The sequence below is a fragment of the Rhodococcus sp. LW-XY12 genome (assembly GCF_019317345.1).
In the GTDB taxonomy this organism is placed as follows: Bacteria; Actinomycetota; Actinomycetes; order Mycobacteriales; family Mycobacteriaceae; genus Rhodococcus; species Rhodococcus pyridinivorans.
In genome coordinates this window covers 301,605-326,808 of sequence record NZ_CP079225.1, presented here as the reverse complement: position 1 = coordinate 326,808, position 25,204 = coordinate 301,605, and the positions used below count along the sequence as shown (strand labels likewise).

Here is a 25,204-nt window from a genome sequence, read left to right as displayed (position 1 = left end):
ACCGAAATCATGGGCAGCGGGACCGCCGGCACCGACACCGCCGCGGAGTCCCCGACCTGGGTCGCCGTCGCCACGGTGAAAGAGGTGACCCGCCGCCGCAAACTCCGCGTGGAGGTCGACGGCCTCGCGATCGCACTGTTCCATGCGAACGACCGCATCTACGCCTTCGCCGACCTGTGCATCCACCAGGACCGTTCGCTCGCGAAGGGCACGCTTCTGCACGGCCGGGTCATCTGCCCCGGCCACCAGTGGCGCTTCGATCTCGAGACCGGATACGAAGAGGACCAGGACCTCTGCCAGCCGGTCTATCCCGTCCTCGTGCGCGACGAGACCGTCCTCGTCGACCCCACCCCGCGTCCGGCACCGGCCGCATCCGGAAAGGAGTGCTCGGCATGACCGTTCGCACCGTAGTCACAGTGGGCGCCGGCCAGGTCGCCGCCGTCGCCGCACGCACCCTGCGCCGCCGCGGCTTCGACGGACGTATCGTGCTGCTCGGCGACGAGCAGCACGCCCCCTACCAGCGCCCACCCCTGTCGAAGGAATTCCTCGCAGGCCGCGAAGGAGTCGACTCACTCGCACTGCTGACCCGGAAATGGCTCGACGCCAACGACATCGACATCCGAAAGGGTGTGTCGGTTCAGCGCATCGACACCGCGACCCGCACCGTCGAGTTCGACGGCGGCGAGATCGCCGCCGACGCGATCGTCCTCGCCACGGGCGGACGCCCCCGCACCCTCACCACCACCGGATCCCGGCCCGATCTCGTCCACTACCTGCGCACCCTCGACGACGCGACCGCCCTCGCAGCCCGCCTGACCCCGGGCTCGAGTCTCGCGATCGTCGGCGGGGGCTTCATCGGACTCGAGATCGCAGCGACCGCAAGATCTCTCGGCGTGACGGTGACGGTCCTCGAACAGGCCGAACACCTCCTCGGAGGCATCCTCGGCGAGCAGGTCGGCCGGCACTGCGCCGAACTGCACCACCGCAACGGTGTCGACCTGCGCGCCGGCACGGGCGTCGCCTCGGTGACCACCTCCGATGATGGCGTGCGGATCGAGACCACCACCGGGATCGTCGAGGCCGACGCCGTGGTCGTCGGCATCGGCATCGTCCCCAACACCGACATCGCGGCGGCGAGCGGACTCGCCGTCGACGGCGGGATCGTGGTCGACGCCACCGGGCGCACCTCGGTCGAGAACATCTATGCGGCAGGCGATGTCGCGAAGCGGTTCTTTCCGCGCGAAGGCCGGCACGTGCGCGTCGAACACTTCGACAACGCGAACCGCCAGGCCGCGGTGGTCGCCGACACGATCGTCGGGCGGCAGTCGCTCTCCGACGACCCGCACTGGTTCTGGTCCGATCAGTACGACACCAACATCCAGTTCGCCGGATCAGCTTCCGGAACAACCGAACTCGTCGTCCGCGGTGACACCGACAGCGGAGAGTTCTCGGTCTTCTACCTCGCCGGCGACGTTCTGACCGCTGCCTTCGCGATGGACCGCGGCGAGGACATCATGGCGGCCCGCGAACTCATCGGCCGCAGGGTCGACGCAGCGCTGCTCGCCGACGAGGACACCGATCTGTGGGAGATGTACGAGGAGGTCGAACCCGCATGACGATCACCGGACTGAACCACATCGACGGCAACTGGGTACCGGCCGCCTCCGGCGCGGTCTTCGAACGCCGCAACCCCGCCGACGAGACCGATCTGATCGGCACCTTCCCGGACTCCGACGCCATCGACGTCCGCAACGCGGTCGATGCTCTCGACAAGGCCGCGCCCGAATGGGCCGCCGCCCCGCCCGAACGCCGCGCCGCGATCCTCGAAGCAGCCGCCGACCACCTCGCCGCACACTCGGCCGAACTCGTCGACGAACTGATCCGCGAAGAGGGCAAGACCCGCGCCGAGGCGTCGATGGAGGTGACTCGCACCCCCATGAACCTGCGCTTCTACGCAGGTGAGGCACTGCGCGCCACCGGTGCGACCTTCCCGGCCCCCGGATCCACGACGATCTACACCGTGCGCGAACCGATCGGGATCGTCGGTGCCATCACACCGTGGAACTTCCCGCTCAACATCCCCTCCCGCAAGCTCGGTCCGGCGCTCGCCGCCGGCAACACGGTGCTGTTCAAGCCGTCCGAGATCACCCCGCTGATGGGGCAGCGACTCGTCGAGGCCCTGCTCGCCGGTGGTCTGCCGCCCGGCGCGATCGCACTCGTCCAGGGCGACGGCAAGGCAGGCGCGGCCGTGTCCGGCGACGAACGGGTCGCGGCCGTGACCTTCACCGGCTCCACCGAGGTCGGACGCGCCATCCACCGCAGCGTCGGCCCCGACCGGCGCGTGCAGCTGGAGATGGGCGGCAAGAACCCCGTCGTCGTGCTGGCCGACGCCGACCTCGACGCCGCAGCCGCACTGATCGTCAAGGGCGCCTTCGGATTGTCGGGCCAGGCGTGCACCGGCACCAGCCGTGTCGTCGCCGTCGACGCGATCCACGACGAACTGCTCGAGAAGGTCGCCGAACGCACCCTCGCACTGCGGGTGGGACCGGGTTCGGGTGCCGCCGTCGATGTCGGCCCGCTCGCGGGTCGCGGTCAGCTCGACAAGTTCCTCGAGTACGTCACCATCGGCACGGACGAAGGCGCACGGCTCGTGTGCGGCGGCGTGCGATGCGAGGACGACGCGCTGCGAGACGGATTCTTCGTGCGGCCCACAGTGTTCGCAGACACCGCCCCGGGGATGCGCCTGCTCACCGACGAGATCTTCGGCCCGGTCCTGGCCTTCCAGCGCGCCGGCTCCTTCGACGAGGCCCTGGCTCTGGCGAATGACACCGCCTTCGGGCTCAGCGCCTCGGTCGTCACCCGGAGTCTGTCCGCTGCACAGCGTTTCATCGCCGGGTCGCGGACCGGGCTCGTGAAGGTCAACCAGCCCACGACGGGAATGGCCATGAACGCGCCGTTCGGCGGCTACAAGCAGTCGAGCACGCAGACCTTCAAGGAACAGGCCGGCCCCACGCTCATGCAGTTCTACCAGTCCGAGAAGACCGTCTATCTGTCCCCCGACGCCTGACCGGCGACACCGACCCTCGACAAGCCTGGAGGAAAGACCATGGAGTTCAAGCGAGTGGCCCGATCCGGGCAGGTGCCCGAAGGCATCGTCCGCCGGTTCTACGCCGAGGACTACGAGTTCGCCATCTCCCGACTGGACGGCAAGGCGTACGCGACGTCCAACTACTGCTCACACCTCGACTGCCTGCTGTCGTCCGGCAAGCTCGTCCAGGACGGCATCGGATGCTCCTGCCACGGAAGCGCATTCGACCTCGAGACCGGTGAGCCGATCTGCCCGCCGGCCACCGAGCCCATCAAGACCTATCCGTGCGAGGAGCGCGACGGCGAGATCTTCGTCGGGATCGACCCCGCCGAGCCGCCGGAAGGACCCCGTCGACGTCGGATGCGATCGGCATGAGTCGGCGCGCGACACGACCGGCGACGGTCGCGACCGGAGGCATGGTCGCGTCGAGTCATCCGCTCGCGAGCCTCGCCGGGGTCCGCGTCCTCGAGGACGGTGGCAACGCCGTCGACGCGGCCCTGGCGATGGCAGCGGTCACGTGGCTGACCCTGCCCGGGCAGTGCGGCATCGGCGGCGACGCGTTCGCCGTGGTCCGCGAGCCCGACGGGTCGGTGTGGACCGTCAACGGCAGCGGTTACGGACCCGACGGCGGTACACCGGATTTCTACCGGGCACGGGGACTCGACACGATCCCGCTCGACGGGGCGCTCGCCGTCGCCGTTCCCGGCGCACCCGCCGCGCTGGCGGCACTGCACCGGCGGGGAGCGAGCAGGTCGCTGCCCGAACTGTGGGCGCCGGCAGCCCGGATCGCCGAGAGCGGCCTGCCGTGCTCGGCGAAGACCCGAACCGACGTGCAGACCGCTCTGCATGCGATCCGCGGCGACGCCGGACTCGCCTCGGTGTACGCACCGGGCGACCGGGTCCCGCGCCTCGGCGACGTGCTTCCCCAGCCCGATCTGGCCCGCACGATCCGTGCCCTGGCCGAGGATCCGGCATCGTTCTACACCGGCACGCTCGCCGAACGCTGCGTGGCTGCGCTGCAGGGGGGCGGAGCACCGTTCAGCGGCGACGAATGGCAGGCCGGGGCGTCAGTGGACGCGGAGGCGGCGCTCACCGGCAGCTATGCCGGTCACGTCGTGCACCAGACCCCGCTCCCCACACCGGGATGGATGGTGCTGCACCAGGCCGCCCTGTGCGACGACGCGCTCGGCACCCACCCTGTGCTCGGCGCGGCATCGATCGACCGGATGGCCCGCGCGGCCACCGTCGCCTTCGAAGACAGGCTCCGCTGGTGCTCGTCGGACAACGACGGGGTCGCACGGGTGCTCGATCCCGCGAACATCGCAGCCGGTCGCGCACGGATCGACGGGCGTGCACCGGCCGAGGCGTTCGCCGTCTCCGCCGGGGACACGACGTCGTTCGTCGCCGTGGACTCCGAGGGGCGGGCGGTGTCGTTCATCCACTCGCTGGCGTTCACCTTCGGAGCGAAGCTCACCGTGCCCGGCACCGGCATCGTGCTCAACAACCGGCTCGGTCGCGGTGCCTACCTGATCGACGGGCATCCGAACGAGGTGGCGCCGCGCCGCAAGCCCCTGCACACACTCAACGCGTGGATCGTCACCGACTCGGCGGGTGAGCTGCGGCATGTGGGCAACACGCCCGGTGGCGACGGCCAGGTGCAGTGGAACATGCAGTTGCTGTCGCACCTGCTCGACCACGGTCTCGACCCCCAGGAGGCGGTCTCGGCGCCGCGCTTCACCGTCTTCCCGGGATCGGACGCCAACGTGCTCGGCGAACCGACCGCATTGCGGATCGAAGGCGACGTCGCCGACGGCGTGTGCGACGAACTGCGCGAACTCGGCCACCTGGTGGAAGTGCTCGAACCACTCGACGCCGAGGGCAGCGCGCAGGTGATCTCGATCGACGACCGCGGGGTGCTCTCCGGCGGCAGCGATCCACGACAGGAGGGGGTGGCTCTGGGTGTCCTCTGACATTGCTTCGCCATGGGTGTCCACTGATGTGACCGCTGTCGCACCGCGTCCGCAGGGGCGATACGTCCCGGCCGTGTTGGCCGGCGACACCGTCCGCACGGCGGGCATGACCCCACGGCGAGACGGCGAGCTGATCCTCACCGGACGGGTCGGCGCGGAGGTCACCGTCGAACAGGCCCGGGCCGCCGCGGTCGTCGCGGTGGGCAACGCGTTGGCAGCGATCCGCGCGACGCTGCCGGAGGCCACGTCGTTCCGGCCGGTCGAGATGGTCGTCTACGTCGCGAGCGCGCCCGGTTTCGTCGATCTGTCGGTGGTCGCGGACGGCGCGTCGGACCTGATCGAACGCGAACTCGGTGTGGATGCGCTACCGGCGCGCACCGCCGTCGGCGTCCACACCCTGCCCGGCGGGGCACCGCTCGAGATCGCGCTGACCGCCGTGTGCGGATAGACGGAGGTTCACAATCCTGGTGGTCGACCATCAGGGTTGTGAGCCTCGTTTCTCGGTTGTGAACCTCGGGGACTAGTGCTCAGCGCTTGGCGCCGATGTCCTCGAGTTCGGCTGCAAGATCGACACTCTCGGACGGTCGCTGCCACCGATACACTCCGCCACCCTGGGCGTAGGAGAGGTGACCGCCGAGAGCGCCACCGACTCCGACCGCGCCGAGACCGATCAAAGTCCACATCGTCCCCGCCCGGTCGTGGCGGGCACGTCGCGCGCGATAGGACGTCGCCATGCAGATCACCCCGATCGCGTTGGACACGGCGTGCACCGCACCGACCCTGCGCTGAGGGGCATCCTCCAGGGTGGAGAAGTCGGTGTAGCCGGTGACGATCGTCGGGACCGCCGCGCCCAGTCCCAACGCGACGAGTCGCCGGGACGCGGTGCGCTGCCCGGGCAGCGCGTCCAACGCCGCCGCGGACACCCACGACCCGATCGGGACGGTGACGAGAAGCGGATGGACGGGGTGTCCGAGCCAGGAACCTCGGAGCAGGTCGTCGACGACGGAGCCGTCGAGGACTCGCCGCATGCGCTGCGCGATGCGCTCGGCGGGCCGATCCACAGCGTCGAACGATTCGACGGCGCGCAGGAGTTCGTGCAGGTTCATGATGAGGCGATACCCGTCGGCAACAGATACGAATCGCCGGGTGAGCGCGATGCGAAGGCACCCTTCGATCGCTGGACCTGAACGTCCGGCGTCAGGAAATAGTGCAACGGCCGGTTGCACAGTTGGCTCGCGACGCGGTCGATGCGACCTGGAACGAGCTCACGACGGACCGCACCGACGGAGACAACCTGCAGACCTGACACCGTTCGTCGGCAACTCCAGGCCCGGTACGACTACTTCTCGTCGAGCGGTTTCGCTCCCAGCACGTCCTTGAGCAGTTCGATCGCGACTTCCTCCGGATCGCGGCGCGTCGACGGGTCGCGGGGCGTGGCGGCCTCGGCGAACATCTCCTCGACGTCCGCCTCCGTCATCTGCGACGGGTCGGGCGGCGGCGCGTCGTAGCCGGGGCCCGGGTCGTCGGGAAGATCGGGGGCTTCGGGCGGCGGGATGTCGTCGACGCTCTCCACGGACGGACGCGTGAACGTCGGGGCAGCCGACGGTGCGGCCGCCGGTCGCTGCGGCGCGGCGGGGGCTTCGGCGGGTGCGGGCGGCGCGGCATTCTTCGCCTGGCTCGGCCGGGAGAAACGCGGTTGACCCGCCGGACGCGAATTCTTTTCGGGTGCCGGGGTTCTGGCAGGCGCCTCCGCAGCAGCGGATCCGTGGACGCAGGTGACCTCGAACTCTCCACCGAAGACCGCCTTCAGCGCATCGGCGATGACCGTGGCGTTGCGCGCGTCGGCGAGTCGCTTCGCGAGCGGAGCGGAGTCGTGCACGAGAACGACGCGGGTGCCGTCGACCGATCGGACCGTGGCGCCCGAGAGCATCACCTCGACGGTGCGGCTGCGTTCGCGGACCTTCGCGCGCACCTCCGACCACACGCCCCGCATCTGGGCTGCGTCGGGACCGCCTGCCGCGCGGGCGGGTTCGGGCTCGGGTTCGGGAGCAACCGGCTCCTCGGGGGCGGGCGTCGGAACCTCCTGCGCGGCAACCTCGTCGGGCACACTCTGCGGCTGTGGAGCCTCCGGGACGACGGGAGGTTGCGCGGCGGCGGGAGGCGGTGTCGGGGCAGGTGTCGGCTGGGCCGGTTCGGGCTGCACCGGTGCCTGCTGGGCAGGGGGTTGCTGGGCAGCTTCCGGCTGCGGCTGAGCGGCCTCGCGGGGCTGAGCAGTCTCGCGGGGCTGAGCAGTCTCGTTGGACGGTGCGGCAGGCGCCGCCTCCGCTGCCCGGCGCTGGGAGGGACGCTGGAAACGTGCCGCGGGTTCGTCGGGCGAGATGGGCGGTGCGGCAGGCGCGGCGGGTACTGCCACCGGCTTCGGCGCGACACTTCCCGCCGGGGCTGCGACGATGCCCTGCTCGAGTCGTTCGAGGCGTTGCAGGACAGCGGTTTCCGCGTCGGACGCCGCGGGGAGCAGCATGCGCGCGCACATCACCTCGAGCAGCAGACGCGGCGACGTCGCACCGCGCATCTCGCCGAGCCCGGCGTGCACGATCTCGGCGTAGCGGGTGAGGGTGGCCGGGCCCAGGCGGGTCGCTTCGTCGCGCATCCGCTCGAGGACGTCGCCGGGTGCGTCGACGAGTCCGCGCTCGGCGGCGTCGGGGACGGACTTCATGAGGATGAGATCGCGGAGCCGTTCGAGAAGGTCGACGGCGAAGCGACGCGGGTCGTGCCCGGCGTCCATGACCTTCTCGACGGTGCCGAACAGCGCCGCGCCGTCGCCGGCCGCGAGCGAATCGACGGCCTCGTCGATGAGAGCGACGTCGGTGACGCCGAGCAGCGACAGGGCGCGCTCGTAGGTGACGCCCTCGGGGCCGGCACCGGCGAGGAGCTGGTCCATCACCGACAGCGAGTCGCGGGGGGATCCACCGCCGGCGCGGATGACCAGCGGATAGACCGCGTCCTCGACCGGCACGTTCTCCTGGCCACAGATCTGCTCGAGCAGACCCCGCATCGCCGTGGGAGCGAGGAGCCGGAAGGGATAGTGATGCGTGCGCGACCGGATGGTGGGCAGCACCTTCTCGGGCTCGGTGGTCGCGAAGACGAAGATGAGGTGCTCCGGCGGCTCCTCCACGATCTTGAGCAGGGCGTTGAAGCCCTGCGTGGTGACCATGTGCGCCTCGTCGATGATGAAGATGCGGTAGCGCGATTCGGCTGGAGCGTAGAACGCGCGGTCGCGGAGTTCGCGGGTGTCGTCGACACCGCCGTGGCTCGCGGCGTCGAGTTCGGTGACGTCGAGGTTGCCTCCACCGCCCGGGCCGAGCGACACGCACGACCGGCACGTTCCGCACGGCGTGGACGTGGGGCCGGTCTCGCAGTTGAGCGAGCGGGCGAGGATGCGCGCCGAGGACGTCTTGCCGCATCCACGAGGACCCGAGAACAGGTAGGCGTGGTTGATGCGGCCCGTGTCGAGCGCCGTGCTGAGGGGCACGGTGACGTGCTCCTGCCCCACCACCTCCGCGAAGGTCGCAGGTCGATACTTCCGGTACAGAGCCACGCGCCGAGCGTACCGGCGGCTCCCGACATGCACGGAGGTCGGTCCGTCGACATCTGTGGCCGAGACCACTGTTGCGTTAACGATATATCGAGATCTATCGTGACCGTATCGACATAGAAGGAGACGCACAGATGCGAACCCACGAACATCCCCGCGGCCGTCGCCGCGCCATGCACGATCGAGATCTTCCCGGCGGCCCGTTCCGCGCCGACGGCCCCCGCCGTCGCGGACACCACCCGCACGACGAACCCGGCTTCCGCCCGCACCGCGGTGGCGGCGGACGGGGACACGGCGGCCCGCGAGGAGGACGACGCGGCCGAGCACAGCGAGGCGACGTCCGCGCGGCCGTGCTGCGCCTGCTCGGCACCGAACCGATGCACGGCTACCAGCTCATGGAAGCGATCGCCGGACGGACAGGCGGCGCCTGGCGCCCCAGCCCCGGCGCGATCTACCCGACGATCTCCCAGCTCGAGGACGAAGGACTCGTCACCGTCGAGAAGGAGGGCGGACGCAAGCTCGTCTCACTGACGGATGCGGGCCGCACGTACATCGACGATCCGGAAAACGAGCTCCTCGACCCCTTCGCCGCTCACGATCCCGATTCCGACGCCCCCGACCTGCGACTCGCACTGCGCGAACTGCAGGTCGCGACGCGGTCGGTCGCGATGAGCGGTTCCGACGCCGAGGTCGCCGCGGCACACGCGGTCCTCACCGGAGCCAAGAAGTCGCTGTACCGGATCCTCGCCGGCGACATCGACACGTCCGATCAGGAGTGAAGGCTCAGCCGCGGGCGAAGAGGCGGATGCGCTGCTCGCGGCTGCGCTCGAGATGAGCACGCATGTGTTCGCGGGCCGCGGACTCGTTCCGCGCCCGCAAGGCGTCGAGGATCTGCGCGTGCTCCCGGTTGAGCAGATCGGGCTCGCCGTAGTTGGACGGCGGCCCGGAGTCGTAGATCCGCAGCTGGGTGGTCAGACGCACGAGCAATGTCGTGATCGTCGTGTTGTGCGCGGCCTGCCACAGCGCCTCGTGGAACCGGAAGTTCCCGATGCGCACCGCGCCGTCGTCGGTGGCTGAGCAGCACGAATCGTGCAGTCGCTCGAGCCGGGCCATGTCGAGATCGGTGTGCCGGATCGCCGCGGCGCCGGCCGCCTCGGATTCGAGCGCGACGCGCGCCGCATAGATCTCGATGACGTCCTCGGGGGTGCCCGAACGCACCCGGAAGCCGCGACTGGCCCGTTCGAGCAGACCGTCGTGCGCGAGCCAGTTGAGCGCCTCGCGGATGGGGGTGCGGGACGCCCCGTAGGTCTCGCTGAGCTGGGTCTCGTGCAGAGCGGCGCCGCGTGGGAACTTCCCCGCCAGGATGTCCGAGCGCAGGCGCAGGTACTGCTTGGAGGTCTGGTCGTCGCGCCCGGTGGGCGATTCGACGAGAAGAGAGCTCTCCAGCTCGGCCGTCGCGTCCTGCTCGGTCATCTACACCCTCCGTAGGCATGCCGTTTACGTGCGCCGATTATGCCACCGTGGACTTACGAATACTTGCGTATACGTTATTCGTCGTTTAGCGTCGCTCCTCGAACACGACGAGAGGACCCAACGCGTGACCGAGGCGGCTTTCCGGGACGAACAGGTGCTGATCAGCGCCGAAGAGCTCGCGAGCGACCCCGGCGCCCACACGGTCCTGCACGCCACGGTCACCTTTCCGAAGCCCCGTTTCGACGGCGACTACCGTCCGGAATCCGGCTACGCGACCTGGCGCGCTGCGCACATCCCGGGCTCCGTGCACGCCGACCTGCTCGGCGGATTCAGCGCCCCCGGCACCGACCTGCACTTCTCCCGCCCCGCCCCGGACGACCTCGCGGCCGCCCTGACCGAACTCGGCGTGACCCCCGACACCGACCTCGTGATCTACGACGACGGCGGCATGACCTGGGCGTCCCGGCTGTGGTGGATGCTGCGCAACATCGGTGTCTCCGCCCGCGTCCTCGACGGCGGCTTCGCCCGCTGGACCGCGCTCGACCTGCCCGTGGAAACCGGCGACGCCGCCGAGCGCACTGCCACCACATCCCGGACCGGGCTGCCCGACCACGGCCTGTGGCGCGATCGCGACGACGTGCTCGCCGTGGTGTCCGGTGACGCACCGGGCACCCTCGTCTGTGCGCTCGACGCCGAGCAGTTCGCAGGCACCGCCACCACTCGTTACGCGCGCCGCGGGCACATCGGCGGGAGCCGGAACCTGCCGGCCAAGAGCCTGCTCGCCGACGGCGTCCTGCGGAGCACCGATCGGATCGCCGAGCTGGCCGAGCAGGCCCTCGCCGATACCTCCCGGCCCCTGATCCTCTACTGCGGTGGCGGCGTCTCGGCCTGTCTGGTGGCGCTCACACTGGTCCGGACGGGCCACGACGACATCGCCGTCTACGACGGATCCCTCGAGGAGTGGACCGCCGACCCCGCACTCCCCGTGCGGACACTCGGAGAAGGGAAGGGCGACGCATGATGCGATGTCCGCGATCCTGACCCGCTTCGTCCCCTCCCCTCCTCCCGACAGGATCTCCCGTGACCACGACCCCCACCGTCGATGATCTCGCCGTCACCCTCGACGCCCTGCGCGCGCAGACGCCGCTGGTGCACTCGCTGACCAACATCGTCTCGGCCAACTTCCTCACCAACGTACTGCTCGCCGCAGGCGCCAGTAACGCGCACATCGACAACGCCCACGAGGCAGGCGATTTCGCGCGCATCGCCGGTGGAGTGCTCGTCAACCTCGGCACGCCCTTCGACGAGACCTCGGTGGCCTTCACCCGCGCGGCCGAGGCCGCGCACGACGCCGGCACCCCGTGGGTCCTCGATCCCGTGGGCGTGGGCGGACTGGCGTGGCGCACCTCTCTCGCCGCCGACCTGCTGAAGTTCCGTCCCACCGCGATCCGCGGCAACGCCTCCGAGATCATCGCGCTGGCCGGTCTGGGCGGTGACACGCGCGGCGTCGACAGCGCCGACGAGGCCGCTGCTGCCGTGCCTGCCGCGCTCGCGCTGCTCGACCGCGCGGACGCCGTGTCGGCCTCCGGTCCCGTCGACTACCTCGTCGGCCGCGACCGCGACGGCGGGATCGTCGGATTGCGCATCGCCGGTGGCAGCGCCATGTTGCCGCGCGTGACCTCCACCGGATGCTCCCTCGGTGGACTCGTCGCGGCCTATCTCGCGGTCGCGGAGACCCCTCTCGTCGGCCTCGCGGCCGCCCACACGCACGTCGCCGTGGCGTCCGAGATCGCCGAGGAGAACTCCACCGGCCCCGGCTCCTTCGCCGTCGCCTACCTCGACGCCCTGTTCGCCGTGGACGCCGGCACGCTGCGCGCCCGCGCCCGCGTCGAACCGTTCGAACTCCCCTCGAAGGACACGAAGTAATGCCCATCAAGACCTTCTGGTATCTCACCCAGGCCGACGGCGACTACCCCTGGAGCCCCGGCGGGTTGTACCCGGTGGACGGGCAGCGGCAGATCGAACTCGCGAAGACCATCGACGACGGCGGCTTCGAAGGTGCGCTCGTCGCGACCTGGCCGAACGACCCCTTCATCTCGGCGACCTGGGCTGCGGCGCACACCAGCCGGATGAAGTTCCTCGTCGCGATCTACGCGAACATGACGCCCGCGCGACTGCTCGCCGAGAAGGCCCTGACCTTCGACGCGTTCAGCGGCGGTCGCCTGATGATCAACTCGGTCAACGGCCGGGAGAACATCCTCACCAAGTACGACATGAACGTCGAGCACGACCGTCGGTACGAGCTCGGTGAGAAGTACTGGGCGGAGTTCCGGCGCATCTATGCCGAGGGCACCGCGTCGAACTTCCCCAACACCCCGCTGCGCATCGATGCTCCTGCGGACCACTCGGTCCCGCTGTGGGGAACGGGCGACTCCCCCGCCGGTCTGCAGAACGCCGGCAAGGTGCTCGACGCCTACCTGATCATGCTGCGCGAGACCTCGTTCGTCACGGAGAAGTTCACCGCTGCACGCGAATCCGCTGCAACGGAGGGGCGCGAGTACACCGATTTCGGCGCTCTGTCCGGCGTCATCGTGCGTCCGAATCGGGACGAGGCACTCGAACGGTTCCGGTCGCTGTTCGAGAAGGCCGGCATCGAGCAGATCCAGGACGTGCTCGACCGGGCGGTACGCCGCCGCACGCACGGCAAGCAGGATCTGAAGACCTTCACCGCGCGCGACGCGCAGCGGCAGGGCTGGGTCGACACCATCAACGCCGGCAAGCTGCCCGAACCCGAGGACCTGTATCTCGGCGACGGCCTCTACGCGGGCATCACCGCGTGGTCACCGCTGGACATCTTCGCCACGGGATCGTCGGCCGTCTACTACGTCGGCGACCCGGACGAGATCACCGGCCACGTGCGCACCCTGCGCGACGCGACCGGACCGACCTCCCTCATCCTCGCCGGATGGCCGCTCATCGACGAGGCGAAAAACGTTGCCGAACACCTGATTCCACGTTTCGAGAAGCTCTGACGGTAACGCGGGCGGGATCGGTCAGGGGGTGTCGACGAGACGGAACCCCGAGCCGATCCCGTCGCGCGCGTCGATCTCGGCGAGGATCCGGTCGGCCCGCTGGTAGGCGGCGAACCTCGTGTCGGGAACCTGCCGGTCGTCGGAGACCGCGGTCTGCGGGAACCGGTAACCCACCGACAGTCCCATCCATTCGCCCGTCTCGGTACGCACGAGCGGCCCGCCGGAATCGCCCGGTCGCATGAGCAGCGGCGAGGACATCAGGTTCCCGTCCACCCGCACATCGCCGGTCGCGCAGGCCACCGACGTGCTCCGCCCTGCCGCGCAATGTGTTCCGGCCGGCAGCTCGCCTTCGCCGAACGCCGCGACCGATTCGAGCACGACTCGCTCTCCCCGGTCGTTGGGCACCGACGTGTTCGATCCCCGCACGCGGGTCTCGTCGAGCAGGACCACCGCGTAGTCGGCAATCTCGTCGGTGGGGAATCCCAGCTGATCGACCGAACCCGTACTCGCGACGTCCGTTTCGGTTCCGATCGGCCCTCGGTGCTGCTCCTCGACCTTCCAGACGGGCGACGATCCCGTCTGATAGCAGTGCCCCGCCGTGATCGCGACGAGCCGACCCGCGTCGTCGTGCCCGACCGCCGCCACGGAACACCAACCCGGTGTCGGCTCCGCGGAGAACACGATCCCGTCGCCGGGCCGGAGGACGACCCGGTCGTCTCCCCCGCCGGCCGAGGCCACGCCCACGGTTCCCCCGGCGAAGGCGACGGCGGCGCCGCACACCGCTGCGACGCGTCTCATGACTTCTTCGCTACCTTCATCGACTTCTTGAACTCGCGCACCTCGCGCAGCGACTGCTCGTCGACGACGTCGGCGATCGACCGGCGCGCATCCTCGTGCCCATAGTCGCCGGCGGCCTCGCGCCATCCCTCGGGCCGCACACCCATCTGCTTGCCGAGCAGCGCCAGGAAGATACGTGCCTTCTGGTCGCCGTAGCCCGGCAGCTTCTTCAGCCGCCGCAGCACTTCCTTGCCGTCCGGGTCGCCGGACGTCCACAGTGCGGAGGCGTCGCCGTCGTAGTCCTCGACGATCGCCGCGCACAGCGCCTGGATCCGCTGTCCCATCGACTTGGGGAACCGGTGGACGGCCGGTTGCTGCGCGCACACCGCGACGAACTCGTCGGGGTCGGCCGACGCGATGCGGTACACGTCGAGACCGCCGAGACGGTCGGCGAGCTTCTTCGGTCCCGCGAACGCGACCTCCATCGCCACCTGCTGGTCGAGCAGCATGCCGATGAGAAGCGCCAGCGGGTTCTCGGCCAGCAGTGCGTCGGCGTCGGGATCTCCGACCAGGTTCAGCGTCGAGGACATGCAGACGATCATGCCCTGCGCGTCAGGGGCGGCGCCACACGACCACCGCGATCACGATGCCCAGGGTGAGCGCGATCGACGTGGTCAGAGCATGCAGCCAGTGCGGGAACAGCGTCGGTTGCGAGGTGTCCGGAACGGCGGCCAGGGCGGCGAACAACGCCACGACGGCGATGACCGACGCCGCCGCGGACCAGCCCTTGGCCAAGCGGGTATGCCTCGCACCGCGCAACTCGGCACTGCGCAGCAGGGCGTGCTCGACGATGTCCACGGCCTCGGACAGTTCCGCGTCGAGTTCGGCCAACTCGTCGGCGACCCGGCCGGCCATGAGTGCTCGCAGCTGGGTGGGTTGCGTCCACGAGTGGAACCGGTCGTCGTGGATCGATTCCTTGCGCAGCAGGGCCCGTTCCATCCGGCGCGCCTGCATGATCGCGATGTCGTCGAGGACCGTGGCCAGCCGATCGCCGCCGAGCCCGTCGGGGTGGCGCAGATGCTCCATGGTCGTCCAGTAGTCGGCGGAGGCCCGGGCCCGCACCGCCACCCACGGGATGAGCCCGTAGATCATCTCGCGGGTGCCGTGCCCGACATAGTCGCTGCCGAGGGCGGTGGCCTCGAGGTCGAACAGCACCGCACCGGAGTCCTCCCGCACGGCGATGGTGGCTCCCGGCTGCACGGGCCGGTCCACCAGCGGAACCCGGTCCCACTTCCACAACACACCCCAGGACCGTGCCGCCGCGCGGGCCTCCGGTCCGATGCGCGGGCCGTCGACGAGCGAGCGGACGCGTTCGCCGCCGCTCGAGACCACTTCCACGACCATGCCCTCGGCGACCTCGCGATCGCCGACTCCCCGGTGGCGGTGGACGACGAGATCGTGCAGGGGCTGATAGGTCGTCGGCGCACACAACCGCCTGTTCAGTCCGGGAAACACGTCGTTCAGGCAGGCGTCGGCGGTCAGTTCGAAGGGCGCGAGGAACTCGCCGAGCACCGGGCGCAGACCGGCGCCGTCGCGGTCCTGCAGCGGGTCGCTGCGCCAGTCGACGAGCGGCGACCCGTGGTCCGACAGCGATTCCAGCGCCAGGACGAGACCGTGGCCGGGGACGTCCCACAGCGACACGCACGTCCCGGGGTGTCCCACATACGGTCGGGTCGTGTCCGGCGCCTCACGCAGCGACCCCGTCGACGCACCGAACGAGATCTCCGGTCGTGTCGGGTCGACGACGTGCCGGAACGCGAGCAGGCACGGCGGACGCACACCGTGGTCCGTCTCGGGCTGCTCGGCGATGCGTGCCGGCAGGAAGGGCTCCACCTTCTCGACGGGTGGGACCCGCGGGGGCGTCTCGGGCGCCGCCTCGATGTCGAGCGCCAGTAGGAACACCTTCAGTACACCGAGACACCCCGTGACAGATCCGACGGCCGATACGCCGACTCCGGAATTCACGAGAGCGCGGTTTTCCATCACACTCACCACTTCCGAACCCGCCGCACGGTATGCGGCGACCCTGACCAGCGAGTATGTCAGGTCGGTACGGGAAAGCAAGTCGCGGTGACGGCGGGCACCGAGAATGCCCCGACCAGGGCCGATCCGAGTTGTCCACCGCCCGTCCACGTGTTGTGCACAACTTTATCCACAGGCTGGGAACAAACTCACACCCGGAGTGCAGATTCTTGTCGACGGAGGTACGCAACAAAGAATCGAGGCTCGCAACGCCGGCAGTGACTGCCGATGTTGCGAGCCTCGTCCTCGCGTTGCGTACCTACCCACGCACTACTTGTCGGCGAGCGCCTTCTCCGCTGCGGCCAGCAGCACGCAGGTCGCGACACCGTCCATGGCCTTCTCGAGCTCACCGAGCGAAGGGAAGCTCGGTGCGAGGCGGATGTTCTTGTCCTCGGGGTCCTTCTTGTACGGGAACGCCGAACCGGCACCCGTCAGCGCGATACCCGCCTCCTTCGCCAGGGCGATGACGCGGGCCGCCGTGCCCTCGACGACATCGAGGCTGATGAAGTAGCCGCCCTCGGGCTCGGTCCACGACGCGACCTTCGACGTGCCGAGACGCTCCTCGAGGATGCGGCGCACGAGCGCGAACTTCGGCGCGAGGATCTCGCGGTGCGTGGCCATGTGGGCACGCACACCGTCGGCGTCGCGGAAGAAGCGCAGGTGACGCAGCTGGTTGACCTTGTCGGGACCGATGGTCTTGATGCCCAGGTACTTCTGGTACCAGGCGAGGTTCTCGGTGGAGCTGCCGAAGAAGCTCACGCCCGAACCGGCGAAGGTGATCTTCGAGGTGGACGCCAGCGCGAACACGCGGTTCGGGTGACCGGCCTGCGCGGCCAGACCGAGGATGTCGATCGCGGGCGTGAGGTGCTCGGTGAGCGGGTGCACCGCGTAGGCATTGTCCCAGAAGATGCGGAAGTCGGGAGCGGCCGTCGGCATCGACACCAACTCGCGGGCGACCTCCTCGGAGTACACCGCGCCGGTGGGGTTCGAGTAGGTCGGCACAGCCCACATGCCCTTGATCTGCGGGTCGTTCGCGACGAGATCGGCGATGAACCGCACGTCGGGGCCGTCCTCGCGCAGCGGCACGGGGATCATCTCGATGCCGAGCGACTCGGTGATCGCGAAGTGCCGGTCGTAGCCGGGCGCCGGGCACAGGAACTTGACGACCGACTCCTGCGACCACGGGCGCGGCGAGTCGACGGTGCCGTGCAGCAACGACCAGACGACGAGATCGTGCATGATCTCGAGGCTCGCGTTATTTCCTGCGACGAGGTTCTCGACCGGGATGTTCAGCAGCTCGGCGAAGATCGCGCGCAGCTCGGGCAGGCCGGTGAGGCCGCCGTAGTTGCGGGTGTCGGTGCCGCTGCCGTCGCGGAAGTCGTCGGCACCCGGCAGCGACAGCAACTCCGCGGAGAGGTCGAGCTGCTCGGGCGAGGGCTTGCCGCGGGTCAGGTCCAGCGTCAGCTTCTCCGACTTCAACCGTTCGTAGTTGGCGGACTGGCGCTCGTGCTCTGCAACGAGTTCCTCATGGCTCATCAACCCGTACTGGGTCTGCGTAGGCATGCGGAGGGACCTTTCACCGTGCACGGTGACACGGGCATCGGCGGAAATTAAGAGGACCCCGCGCACCCGGCAGAGCCCGTTGACCCTTGCTGCCTTCCGGCCCTGGGGGAGTTCACAGGATGCGCGCCGCGCGGGATCCATCGGCAAGTGTAGAGGAACGAGCGCCTCGGCGGCGAACCCGCCCCCGCAGCACCCCTGGAATCAGGGTGCGACGTGCCCGTTTGGCAAGTTGGGGTCTCCATTCGGTATGCTTCCCCACGGAGGATTCGCCTAGTGGCCTATGGCGCTCGCCTGGAACGCGGGTTGGGTTAACGCCCTCAGGGGTTCAAATCCCCTATCCTCCGCCACGGAACCCCGTGGGGCGCACAGCGTCCCACGGGGTTTCTGCTTTTCCGGTCCCCCTGTTCGCGTACCGGGCCGATCTCGGGCACGATGCGTCTCGTGACCGCGGACGACAATTTCCCGCTCGGCGGCGACGCCGACCACGAGCAGGCTTCGGTCTGGGTGGAGATGCTGGACCGGGAGATCGACGAGGTGTCCGCAGCCATCGAGAAGACCGAACAGAAGGCCCTCGCCGAACACCGGGTGGGGGCCGTGGACCGGGCGCGCCGGTTCGACGCCGAGGTCGAGCGGCTGGGCGCCCAGCTCCGCGAGCTGCACCGCATGCGCCGCAATCTCACCCACCGCTTCAGCTGACCGAGAGATCACGGCGGTGTGTGCTACTCGCAGGCGACGCCGTCCCCGTCACCGTCCATCTTCGGCCGGTAGCCGGGCTCTCCCACATACAGCGGTGCGGCTCCCGCGGCCCGGGCCGCCGCGCAGTTCTTGTAATACACCTCCGCCGGAGCAGGGGCCGGCTCGGCGGGGGCGGGCGCAGGTACAGGTGCAGGAGCCGGCGAGGGTGCCGGCGCAGGTGCGGGCGCCTGGCGCGTCGTCGTGGTGGGCGCGGGTGCAGCTGCGGGAGCCCCACCTCCGCATTCGGTGAGGACCCGCGCCATCGCGTCGTGCTCGGCCTGCGTCACCCACAGGCCGTAGATCGCCTTGACCTCGATCTGCCGCGCGACATACGTGCAGCGGTACGCGCGGTTCGGCGGCAGCCAGGTGGCGGCGTCGCCGTCGCTCTTCTGCTGGTTGGTCGGCCCGTCCACGGCCTGGAGGTTGCGCGGGTCGTTGGCGAAATCGGCCCGGGTGCCCGCGTCGAGTTGCTGCGCGCCCTTCTGCCACGCGTCCGACAACGCGACGACGTGGTCGATCTGCACCGCGGTCGAGGTGTCCTGCCCGCGGGTGAACGCGATCGTCGTACCGGTGTACAAGTCGTTCAGGGTTCCCGACGCGACGACGCAGTCGCGGGTACCGGGCCGGTAGACGATATCGACGAGGTCGCGTCGCAGGATGTCGTTGCGGGTGTCGCAGCCGTTGCCCCCGAACTCCACCGACACGTCGTCGCTCCACGCCTGGCCGAACAGGTCGCGGCTGTACCCGGTCTTGGGCGCGCGCCCCTTGATCGGCAGGGTCGCCAGCCGGGCCAGGGCCTCCGACGAATCCGCCGACGCTGCCGGGTTCGGTGCGGTCGTCGAGGTGGAGCGCGTCGTGGTGGGGGACGGTGTCGTCGTGGGGGTTTCGGAGCTCGGCACCGGGGACTGTTCGGAAGTCGCCGCCGGAGCGACGGAAGTGTCCTCGGTGGTCGAATCACAACCGGTGAGGGTCAGACCCGCGACCGTCGCGACGACGAGCAGGGACAGCCGGGACGACAAGCGGGGCAAGGACATCGAGGGAACTCCTGAGAACGACGGCGCCGGACGGCTCCCCTTGTCCATCGCGCCCACAAAGCCCGGTCGTTACACCGCGTAACTATCCGCGAGCCGACGTCGTCGGCATCCGGCGGGAACGGTTCCTACTATCGTCTGGTGGTCGGTTACGGCAGGCAGTTGCAGGGACTCGCGATCGCGTTGTCCTCTCTCGCAGGGTTCATCGATGCCCTCGGTTTCATCACCCTGGGCGGCGTCTTCGTGTCGTTCATGAGCGGCAACTCCACGCGCTTCGCGGTCGGGACGGCCGACGGTGCTTGGCAGACGGTCACCCTCATCGGCGGTGTGCTCGCGCTGTTCGTGCTCGGAGTGATTCTCGGCAGCGTGGTAGCGGAACTGACCGACCGAGACCGGCGGACCCGCAAGACCGCCGTCCTCGCGACGGTGACCGTGTTGCTGACGATCGCCGCCGCGGCCGTCTTCGTGGACTGGACGCCGGTCGCCGTGATCGCGATGACCTTGGCCATGGGAACGGAGAACTCGGTGTTCCGGCGGCTCGGGGAGACGACCGTCGCCCTGACCTACATGACGGGTGCGCTGGTCAAGATCGGGCAGCGGATCGCGGCGGCGTTCTTCGGTGGTCCGCGCTGGAGCTGGCTGCCCTATCTGGGCCTGTGGGGCGGCCTGGTGACGGGCGCCGTTCTCGGCGCGCTCGCCCACCGGGTGCTGGGGCTGCACGCCCTGTGGATCGCAGCGGCGTTCGCAGCCGCGCTGACGGTGTCGGTCCGTTTCCTCTCAGATCGCGAGCTCACCGACGGGGTGTGATTCCCGCCTCCCCGTACGTTCGTATGGTGGAGAGCTCGGCTACGGTGCTCCCCATGCGCACGCGCCCCTACATCACCACCAGCCCCACCAGGCTTGCTGCGGCCCTGCTCGACGTGGCCGCACGCAACGGTCTCGACGCGGCGAGTGTGCGGGAGGTGGCCAACGAGGCAGGGGTCTCGATCGGGGCGGTGCAGCACCATTTCCCAACCAAGGACGAGATGCTCGCGTACTCGTTCCGCACGCTCTCGGACCGGGTGCTGAACCGGCTGACGAACGTCGATCCCGACATCGATCCGGCGCGCACCCTGTTCTCCGCGCTCAGCCAGCTGCTCCCCCTCGACGAGGAACGTGGCAGCGAGGTGCACGTGATGTCGGCGTTCGCCGTGCGGGCGGTCACCTCCCCCACGCTGAGCGCCATCCGCACCGCCACCCTGTTCACGATCCGCACGGGCATAGCGCGCGTATTGATCCGCGCCGGTACACCCGACCCGGAGACCCGGGCCGCTCTGCTGCTCTCGGCCGCGAACGGGCTCGCACTCGACGCGGCGGCGAGCCCCGAGCTCTACCCGCGCGAGTATCTGACCCACGCTCTGCACGCCCAGGTCCAGCTCGTCCTCGACGGCGCCGACGCGCACTGACCCGCGCCCCGGAATCCGGGACGCGGGTCGGTGATTGCAGTCGGACCGTCCTGTCAGTGGGCCGACCAGCCGCCGTCCATCGTGTACGACGCGCCGGTGACCATCCCGGCTTCGTCGGAGGCCAGCCACGACACGAGCGAGGCCACCTCCTCCGGCTCGACCAGCCGGGTCACCGCCTGATCGGTGAGCAACACATCCGAGAGCACGCGATCCTCCGGGATGTCGTGCGCGCGGGCCTGTTCCGAGATCTGCTTCTCCACCAGCGGGGTGCGGACGTAACCCGGATTGACGCAGTTGCTCGTCACGCCACGGGGACCGCCTTCGAGCGCGACGACCTTGGAGAACCCCTCGAGGCCGTGCTTGGCGGTGACGTACCCGGCCTTGAACGCCGACGCCCGCAGCCCATGGACCGACGAGATGTTCACGATCCGGCCGAAGCCCCGCTCGTACATGCCGGGCAGCGCGGCCTTCACGAGCAGGAAGGGCGCCTCGACCATGAGCGTCTGGATGCGGCGGAAGTCGGCGAGGGCGAAGTCCTCCACCGGCCGCACCACCTGGATGCCGGCGTTGTTGACGAGGATGTCGACGTCGAGGCGGAGACCGTCGAGGCCGTCGGTGTCGAGCAGGTCGACACCCCACGCCTCTCCCCCGATCTCGTGGGCGAGCGTCTTCGCGGCGACCTCGTCGACGTCGGCGACGGTCACGCGGACTCCCTGCCGGGCGAGGGCGCGGGCGCAGGCCGCCCCGATCCCGCCGACACCACCGGTCACGAGTGCGGTGCGGGCCCTCATGCCGAGATCCTGGCGTTCTCGGCGGCCTTCTTCTGGGCGACCGTTTCCGCGTCCGCGGCGTCGATGTCGCGCAGCGAGATGCCCTTCGTCTCCCGGGCCACGATCACCGCGACGATCGTGATCAGCGACGAGCCGAGCAGATAGAAGGAGATCGGGACCGACGACTCGAAGCGGCTGAGCAGACTCGCGGCGATGATCGGGGCGAGCGACCCTGCGACGATCGAGGTGACCTGGTAGCCGAGGGAGACGCCCGAGTAGCGCATGCGGGTCGGGAACATCTCCGCCATGATCGCCGGCTGCCCCGCATACATGAACGAGTGGAAGACGAGTCCGATGACGATCGCCGAGATGATCCACGCACTGTTGCCGGTGTCCATCATCGGGAAGGCGAGGAAGCCCCAGGCACCGGCGGTGACGGCACCGATCATGTAGACGGGACGGCGTCCCAGCGTGTCCGACAGTCGTCCGACCATCGGGATGATCACGAAGTGCACGGCGTGCGCGGCGAGCATCCACCACAGGATGTGGCTGGTGTCGGCACCGACGACGATCTTCAGATAGGTGATCGAGAAGGTGACGACGAGGTAGTACATGACGTTCTCGGCGAACCGCAGGCCCATGGCCGTGAACACGCCGCGCGGGTAGCGCTCGAGCACCTCGAAGACGTTGAACGACGTCTCCTTCAGCTTGTCGGCCTCCTGCTGCGCCTCGAGGAAGATCGGGGCGTCGGTGACCTTGGTGCGGATGTAGTAGCCGATCAGCACGATGACGGCCGAGAGCCAGAACGCGACTCGCCAGCCCCACGACAGGAAGGCCGATTCGGGCAACGTGGTGGTGAGGACGAGCAGGACGATCGTCGCGAGGAGATTGCCCATCGGCACACCGGCCTGCGGCCACGACGACCAGAATCCGCGCGAGCGATCGGGGCTGTGTTCGGCGACCAGCAGTACCGCGCCGCCCCACTCGCCGCCGACCGCGAAGCCCTGGATGAACCGGAGCGTCACGAGCAGTGCCGGCGCCCAGTACCCGATGGCACCGAAGGTCGGCAGGCAGCCCATCAGGAAGGTCGCGACGCCGACAATGATGATGCTGGTCTGCAGCAGCTGCTTGCGTCCGAACCGGTCACCGAAGTGGCCGAAGACGATCCCACCGAGCGGCCGGGCGACGAAGCCCACGGCGTAGGTGACGAACGCCGCGATGATCGCGTCGAGTTCGTTGCCGCCGCCGGGGAAGAAGACTTTGGCGAAGACGAGGGTCGCGGCGGTGCCGTAGAGGAAGAACTCGTACCACTCGACGACGGTGCCCGCCATGGACGCACCGACGACCCTGCGCAATGCCGACGGTGAACTCTCCGGTCCATCCGTTCGTGCCTGTTCGACGCTCATGCCTGCACCCTCCCGGGACGCTGTGTGACGGGGAACACTTCCAAACACATATGCCGAGTATCGGTACGCACATTTGCATCCACAATGACGCGATTCGCAGATGCGATCTGCAAAACTGCACACATGAGCGTGCCCTCGGCCGATGACCTCCTCGTCCTGCTCGCCGTCGGGCGCAGTGGCAGGTTCACCAGCGCCGCCGACGACCTGGGCGTCAACCACACCACGATCTCCCGGCGGATCGCTGCGCTCGAGCGCAGCCTCGGCGGTCGCGTGCTCACGCGGTCGGCGGCGGGATGGGAACTGACCGACCGCGGTCGCGAGGCGCTCGAGGCCGCCGAACGCATCGAGGCCGCGGTCGGAAGTCTGCGGAACCCCCGGGGTGAGCGCCGCCTCGAGGGCGTCGTGCGTATCTCCGCCACCGACGGCTTCAGCGCCTACATCGCCGCCCCGGCCGGCGCGCTCGTGCGGCAACGCCATCCGGGTATCTCCGTCGAGATCGTCGCGACCACCCGTCGCGCCTCACAGCAGCGGTCCGGCATGGACATCGAGGTGGTCGTGGGACGCCCGCAGGTGCATCGGGCCGAAGCGCACCGTCTCGCCGACTACAACCTGGGCCTGTATGCCTCGCGCGATTATCTCGCCACGCACGGTTCCCCGTCGTCGGTCCGCGACCTGCGTGAGCACACCCTCGTGTACTTCATCGATTCGATGCTGCAGGTCGACGATCTCGACGTCGCGCGGCGCATCGCCCCCGACATGCAGGATTCGATCAGCTCGACGAACGTGTTCGTGCACGTCGAAGCGACCCGCGCCGCCGGAGGACTCGGTCTGCTGCCGTGCTTCATGGCCGATCGGCACCCCGATCTCGTCCGGGTCCTGCCCGGTGAGGTCGAGGCGCGTCTGGCCTACTGGCTCGTCGCACGCTCGGAGACGCTGCGGCAGCCGGAGGTCGCGGCCGCGGTCGCGGCGATCCGGGAGGTCGTGCACGCCCAGCGAGCGGTACTCCTGGGGGTCGCTCGATAGAGTGCACGGGTGTCACTTTCGGACGAGGACGAAGCAGGAGCGGGTCGCTTCGCACCGAGTCCCTCCGGCGACCTGCACTTGGGCAATCTGCGCACCGCCGTCCTGGCGTGGTTGTTCGCGCGGTCGACCAACCGTCGGTTCCTGGTCCGCGTCGAGGATCTCGACCGGGTGCGCCCCGGCGCGGAGCAACGCCAGCTCGCGGATCTCGCGGCGATCGGTCTCGACTGGGACGGCCGGGTGGTCCACCAGTCCCGCCGCCGGCGCCTGTACGACGAGGCGATCGCGCGGCTCGAGCAGGCCGGTCTGACCTACGAGTGCTACTGCACCCGACGCGAGATCCTCGAGGCCACCTCCGCACCCCACGCCCCTGCGGGCGCCTATCCGGGCACCTGCCGCAACCTCACCGACGAGCAGCGGGCCGAGCGCCGGGCCTCCGGCCGCGCCCCGGCGATCCGGTTGCGGGCGACCGAGGAGTGGTTCACCGTCCACGACCTGCTGCACGGAGATTTCACGGGCATCGTCGACGATCTCGTGTTGCGCCGCAACGACGGAACCCCCGCGTACAACCTCGCAGTGGTGGTGGACGACGCCGACCAGGGCATCGATCAGGTGGTACGCGGAGACGACCTGCTCACTTCCGCGCCCCGGCAGGCCTGTCTCGCACACCTTCTCGGACTGTCGGAACCCGTCTACGCGCACGTGCCGCTCGCGCTCGGCAAGGAGGGTAAGCGACTGGCCAAACGGGACGGCGCGGTGACACTGGCCGATCAGCTCGCGCTCGGTCACACGGCCGCCGACGTGCTGGGCACGATCGCCGTGTCGCTGCGACTCGCCGACCCCGGCGAGCCCGTGTCGCCGGAACTGTTGCTGGACCGCTGGAATCCCGTGAGACTCCCCCGCGATCCGTGGGTGTTCACCCCGTCGGAGGAAGGCATCCGATAGGACACGATGCGGACATAGCGGATGCGGACCCGAGGTGATGTCCGTACTCTCTCGGAAGTGTCCGATCCCGGAGACGAGAGGCAGCCATTACCACCGGTGGTTACGACCCGAATCAGGATCCGAAGAACCCGGGTGGTTATCCGCCACCCGGAAGCTATCCGCCGCCCTCGGGCGGTGGCACTCCCCCGCCGGGTGGGAACTATCCGCCGCCCGGCAACTACCCCCCTCCGGGGAACTACCCCCCGCCCTCGGGTGGCAACTACCCGCCGCCG

The 25,204-nt window shown here is 69.4% G+C and carries 25 protein-coding genes, 1 tRNA gene and 1 other RNA gene; 16 read left to right on the top strand and 11 right to left on the bottom strand.

What is annotated here, in order from left to right; translation table 11 throughout:
* Window positions 1-9: 9 nt before the first annotated feature.
* Genes KXC42_RS01565 through KXC42_RS01540 form a run of 6 tightly spaced genes read left to right on the top strand, consistent with a single transcriptional unit; the run spans window position 10 to window position 5,506 of the window.
* Complete coding sequence (locus KXC42_RS01565; RefSeq protein WP_051121625.1) at window positions 10-396, top strand: Rieske 2Fe-2S domain-containing protein; 387 nt, start codon at window positions 10-12, stop codon at window positions 394-396.
* Window positions 393-1,616 (top strand): NAD(P)/FAD-dependent oxidoreductase, encoded by a 1,224-nt coding sequence (locus tag KXC42_RS01560; protein WP_219129845.1) that lies wholly within the window; start codon window positions 393-395, stop codon window positions 1,614-1,616. Before KXC42_RS01565 ends, KXC42_RS01560 begins: the two co-directional genes overlap by 4 nt.
* Window positions 1,613-3,067 carry an aldehyde dehydrogenase family protein gene (locus KXC42_RS01555; RefSeq protein WP_019290277.1) on the top strand — a complete coding sequence of 485 codons (1,455 nt, stop codon included), beginning with the start codon at window positions 1,613-1,615 and terminating at the stop codon, window positions 3,065-3,067. The genes KXC42_RS01560 and KXC42_RS01555 overlap by 4 nt, the downstream gene beginning before the upstream one ends.
* Window positions 3,068-3,106: 39 nt before the next feature.
* Window positions 3,107-3,463, top strand: coding sequence for a non-heme iron oxygenase ferredoxin subunit (locus tag KXC42_RS01550; RefSeq protein WP_006552493.1), 357 nt, complete (start codon window positions 3,107-3,109; stop codon window positions 3,461-3,463).
* Window positions 3,460-5,058: a gamma-glutamyltransferase family protein gene (locus KXC42_RS01545; protein ID WP_219129844.1), complete on the top strand. Its 1,599-nt coding sequence runs from the start codon at window positions 3,460-3,462 to the stop codon at window positions 5,056-5,058. The genes KXC42_RS01550 and KXC42_RS01545 overlap by 4 nt, the downstream gene beginning before the upstream one ends.
* Before the next feature lie 28 nt (window positions 5,059-5,086).
* On the top strand, window positions 5,087-5,506 hold the full coding sequence (locus KXC42_RS01540) for a RidA family protein (RefSeq protein WP_084222369.1): 420 nt from the start codon (window positions 5,087-5,089) through the stop codon (window positions 5,504-5,506).
* A gap of 79 nt (window positions 5,507-5,585) precedes the next feature.
* On the opposite strand, the gene KXC42_RS01535 is transcribed toward KXC42_RS01540, so the two are convergent.
* Both KXC42_RS01535 and KXC42_RS01530 read right to left on the bottom strand, forming a co-directional pair.
* A complete protein-coding gene (locus KXC42_RS01535; protein ID WP_019290281.1) occupies window positions 5,586-6,164 on the bottom strand; it encodes a DUF2231 domain-containing protein in 579 nt (192 codons plus the stop codon).
* 233 nt (window positions 6,165-6,397) lie between these two features.
* A complete protein-coding gene (locus tag KXC42_RS01530; RefSeq protein ID WP_219129843.1) occupies window positions 6,398-8,656 on the bottom strand; it encodes a DNA polymerase III subunit gamma and tau in 2,259 nt (752 codons plus the stop codon).
* 131 nt (window positions 8,657-8,787) lie between these two features.
* Between KXC42_RS01530 and KXC42_RS01525 the strand changes: the two genes are divergently transcribed.
* On the top strand, window positions 8,788-9,432 hold the full coding sequence (locus tag KXC42_RS01525) for a PadR family transcriptional regulator (RefSeq protein ID WP_219129842.1): 645 nt from the start codon (window positions 8,788-8,790) through the stop codon (window positions 9,430-9,432).
* A gap of 4 nt (window positions 9,433-9,436) precedes the next feature.
* On the opposite strand, the gene KXC42_RS01520 is transcribed toward KXC42_RS01525, so the two are convergent.
* Entirely contained in the window at window positions 9,437-10,126 is a 690-nt protein-coding gene (locus KXC42_RS01520) for a GntR family transcriptional regulator (RefSeq protein ID WP_006552499.1), read from the bottom strand.
* Window positions 10,127-10,250: 124 nt separating this feature from the next.
* On the opposite strand from KXC42_RS01520, the gene KXC42_RS01515 reads away from it, so the two are divergent.
* Genes KXC42_RS01515 through KXC42_RS01505 form a run of 3 tightly spaced genes read left to right on the top strand, consistent with a single transcriptional unit; the run spans window position 10,251 to window position 13,158 of the window.
* Window positions 10,251-11,147, top strand: coding sequence for a sulfurtransferase (locus tag KXC42_RS01515; protein ID WP_219129841.1), 897 nt, complete (start codon window positions 10,251-10,253; stop codon window positions 11,145-11,147).
* A gap of 59 nt (window positions 11,148-11,206) precedes the next feature.
* Window positions 11,207-12,052, top strand: coding sequence for a hydroxyethylthiazole kinase (gene thiM, locus KXC42_RS01510; protein ID WP_006552501.1), 846 nt, complete (start codon window positions 11,207-11,209; stop codon window positions 12,050-12,052).
* On the top strand, window positions 12,052-13,158 hold the full coding sequence (locus KXC42_RS01505) for an LLM class flavin-dependent oxidoreductase (protein WP_019290287.1): 1,107 nt from the start codon (window positions 12,052-12,054) through the stop codon (window positions 13,156-13,158). The genes thiM and KXC42_RS01505 overlap by 1 nt, the downstream gene beginning before the upstream one ends.
* 21 nt (window positions 13,159-13,179) lie before the next feature.
* Here KXC42_RS01505 and KXC42_RS01500 read toward each other — a convergent pair whose 3' ends face one another.
* From KXC42_RS01500 to ffs, 5 genes are all read right to left on the bottom strand, one after another.
* Complete coding sequence (locus tag KXC42_RS01500) at window positions 13,180-13,956, bottom strand: trypsin-like peptidase domain-containing protein (RefSeq protein WP_006552503.1); 777 nt, start codon at window positions 13,954-13,956, stop codon at window positions 13,180-13,182.
* A complete protein-coding gene (locus KXC42_RS01495) occupies window positions 13,953-14,525 on the bottom strand; it encodes an HhH-GPD-type base excision DNA repair protein (RefSeq protein WP_006552504.1) in 573 nt (190 codons plus the stop codon). The genes KXC42_RS01500 and KXC42_RS01495 overlap by 4 nt, the downstream gene beginning before the upstream one ends.
* Window positions 14,526-14,547: 22 nt before the next feature.
* On the bottom strand, window positions 14,548-15,897 hold the full coding sequence (locus tag KXC42_RS01490) for a hypothetical protein (protein WP_257605969.1): 1,350 nt from the start codon (window positions 15,895-15,897) through the stop codon (window positions 14,548-14,550).
* A 390-nt stretch (window positions 15,898-16,287) separates the two neighbouring features.
* The gene (locus KXC42_RS01485) at window positions 16,288-17,580 is read right to left on the bottom strand and encodes an aminotransferase class I/II-fold pyridoxal phosphate-dependent enzyme (RefSeq protein WP_219129839.1); all 1,293 of its coding nucleotides are present in this window, start codon (window positions 17,578-17,580) and stop codon (window positions 16,288-16,290) included.
* A gap of 47 nt (window positions 17,581-17,627) precedes the next feature.
* Window positions 17,628-17,722, bottom strand: an RNA gene (ffs, locus tag KXC42_RS01480) — signal recognition particle sRNA small type.
* Between the two features lie 117 nt (window positions 17,723-17,839).
* Here ffs and KXC42_RS01475 point away from each other — a divergent pair.
* Window positions 17,840-17,927 (top strand) — tRNA-Ser (locus tag KXC42_RS01475).
* Window positions 17,928-18,012: 85 nt separating this feature from the next.
* Window positions 18,013-18,276, top strand: a complete 264-nt coding sequence (locus KXC42_RS01470) for a hypothetical protein (protein WP_006552507.1) — start codon at window positions 18,013-18,015, stop codon at window positions 18,274-18,276.
* 23 nt (window positions 18,277-18,299) lie between these two features.
* On the opposite strand, the gene KXC42_RS01465 is transcribed toward KXC42_RS01470, so the two are convergent.
* Window positions 18,300-19,349, bottom strand: a complete 1,050-nt coding sequence (locus tag KXC42_RS01465; protein WP_033097940.1) for a DUF1524 domain-containing protein — start codon at window positions 19,347-19,349, stop codon at window positions 18,300-18,302.
* A 138-nt stretch (window positions 19,350-19,487) separates the two neighbouring features.
* On the opposite strand from KXC42_RS01465, the gene KXC42_RS01460 reads away from it, so the two are divergent.
* Both KXC42_RS01460 and KXC42_RS01455 read left to right on the top strand, forming a co-directional pair.
* Window positions 19,488-20,153: a YoaK family protein gene (locus KXC42_RS01460; RefSeq protein ID WP_024102754.1), complete on the top strand. Its 666-nt coding sequence runs from the start codon at window positions 19,488-19,490 to the stop codon at window positions 20,151-20,153.
* A gap of 53 nt (window positions 20,154-20,206) precedes the next feature.
* Entirely contained in the window at window positions 20,207-20,791 is a 585-nt protein-coding gene (locus KXC42_RS01455; RefSeq protein ID WP_024102753.1) for a TetR/AcrR family transcriptional regulator, read from the top strand.
* A gap of 53 nt (window positions 20,792-20,844) precedes the next feature.
* Here KXC42_RS01455 and KXC42_RS01450 read toward each other — a convergent pair whose 3' ends face one another.
* Both KXC42_RS01450 and KXC42_RS01445 read right to left on the bottom strand, forming a co-directional pair.
* Window positions 20,845-21,582, bottom strand: coding sequence for a 3-hydroxybutyrate dehydrogenase (locus tag KXC42_RS01450; RefSeq protein WP_006552511.1), 738 nt, complete (start codon window positions 21,580-21,582; stop codon window positions 20,845-20,847).
* The gene (locus KXC42_RS01445) at window positions 21,579-22,967 is read right to left on the bottom strand and encodes an MFS transporter (RefSeq protein WP_219129838.1); all 1,389 of its coding nucleotides are present in this window, start codon (window positions 22,965-22,967) and stop codon (window positions 21,579-21,581) included. Before KXC42_RS01445 ends, KXC42_RS01450 begins: the two co-directional genes overlap by 4 nt.
* 123 nt (window positions 22,968-23,090) lie before the next feature.
* Between KXC42_RS01445 and KXC42_RS01440 the strand changes: the two genes are divergently transcribed.
* Window positions 23,091-23,990 carry a LysR family transcriptional regulator gene (locus KXC42_RS01440; protein WP_006552513.1) on the top strand — a complete coding sequence of 300 codons (900 nt, stop codon included), beginning with the start codon at window positions 23,091-23,093 and terminating at the stop codon, window positions 23,988-23,990.
* Between the two features lie 9 nt (window positions 23,991-23,999).
* Entirely contained in the window at window positions 24,000-24,932 is a 933-nt protein-coding gene (gluQRS, locus tag KXC42_RS01435) for a tRNA glutamyl-Q(34) synthetase GluQRS (protein WP_033097942.1), read from the top strand.
* Window positions 24,933-25,204: the final 272 nt, after the last annotated feature.

Coding starts and splice junctions, on each gene's coding strand:
- KXC42_RS01555 (WP_019290277.1), top strand. CDS start 1,613: ATGACGATCACCGGACTGAACCACATCGACGGCAACTGGGTACCGGCC.
- KXC42_RS01445 (WP_219129838.1), bottom strand. CDS start 22,967: ATGAGCGTCGAACAGGCACGAACGGATGGACCGGAGAGTTCACCGTCG.
- KXC42_RS01550 (WP_006552493.1), top strand. CDS start 3,107: ATGGAGTTCAAGCGAGTGGCCCGATCCGGGCAGGTGCCCGAAGGCATC.
- KXC42_RS01485 (WP_219129839.1), bottom strand. CDS start 17,580: ATGCCTACGCAGACCCAGTACGGGTTGATGAGCCATGAGGAACTCGTT.
- KXC42_RS01560 (WP_219129845.1), top strand. CDS start 393: ATGACCGTTCGCACCGTAGTCACAGTGGGCGCCGGCCAGGTCGCCGCC.
- KXC42_RS01440 (WP_006552513.1), top strand. CDS start 23,091: ATGAGCGTGCCCTCGGCCGATGACCTCCTCGTCCTGCTCGCCGTCGGG.
- KXC42_RS01525 (WP_219129842.1), top strand. CDS start 8,788: ATGCGAACCCACGAACATCCCCGCGGCCGTCGCCGCGCCATGCACGAT.
- KXC42_RS01470 (WP_006552507.1), top strand. CDS start 18,013: ATGCGTCTCGTGACCGCGGACGACAATTTCCCGCTCGGCGGCGACGCC.
- KXC42_RS01465 (WP_033097940.1), bottom strand. CDS start 19,349: ATGTCCTTGCCCCGCTTGTCGTCCCGGCTGTCCCTGCTCGTCGTCGCG.
- KXC42_RS01500 (WP_006552503.1), bottom strand. CDS start 13,956: ATGAGACGCGTCGCAGCGGTGTGCGGCGCCGCCGTCGCCTTCGCCGGG.
- KXC42_RS01495 (WP_006552504.1), bottom strand. CDS start 14,525: ATGTCCTCGACGCTGAACCTGGTCGGAGATCCCGACGCCGACGCACTG.
- KXC42_RS01450 (WP_006552511.1), bottom strand. CDS start 21,582: ATGAGGGCCCGCACCGCACTCGTGACCGGTGGTGTCGGCGGGATCGGG.
- KXC42_RS01535 (WP_019290281.1), bottom strand. CDS start 6,164: ATGAACCTGCACGAACTCCTGCGCGCCGTCGAATCGTTCGACGCTGTG.
- KXC42_RS01545 (WP_219129844.1), top strand. CDS start 3,460: ATGAGTCGGCGCGCGACACGACCGGCGACGGTCGCGACCGGAGGCATG.
- KXC42_RS01455 (WP_024102753.1), top strand. CDS start 20,207: ATGCGCACGCGCCCCTACATCACCACCAGCCCCACCAGGCTTGCTGCG.
- KXC42_RS01565 (WP_051121625.1), top strand. CDS start 10: ATGGGCAGCGGGACCGCCGGCACCGACACCGCCGCGGAGTCCCCGACC.
- KXC42_RS01505 (WP_019290287.1), top strand. CDS start 12,052: ATGCCCATCAAGACCTTCTGGTATCTCACCCAGGCCGACGGCGACTAC.
- KXC42_RS01520 (WP_006552499.1), bottom strand. CDS start 10,126: ATGACCGAGCAGGACGCGACGGCCGAGCTGGAGAGCTCTCTTCTCGTC.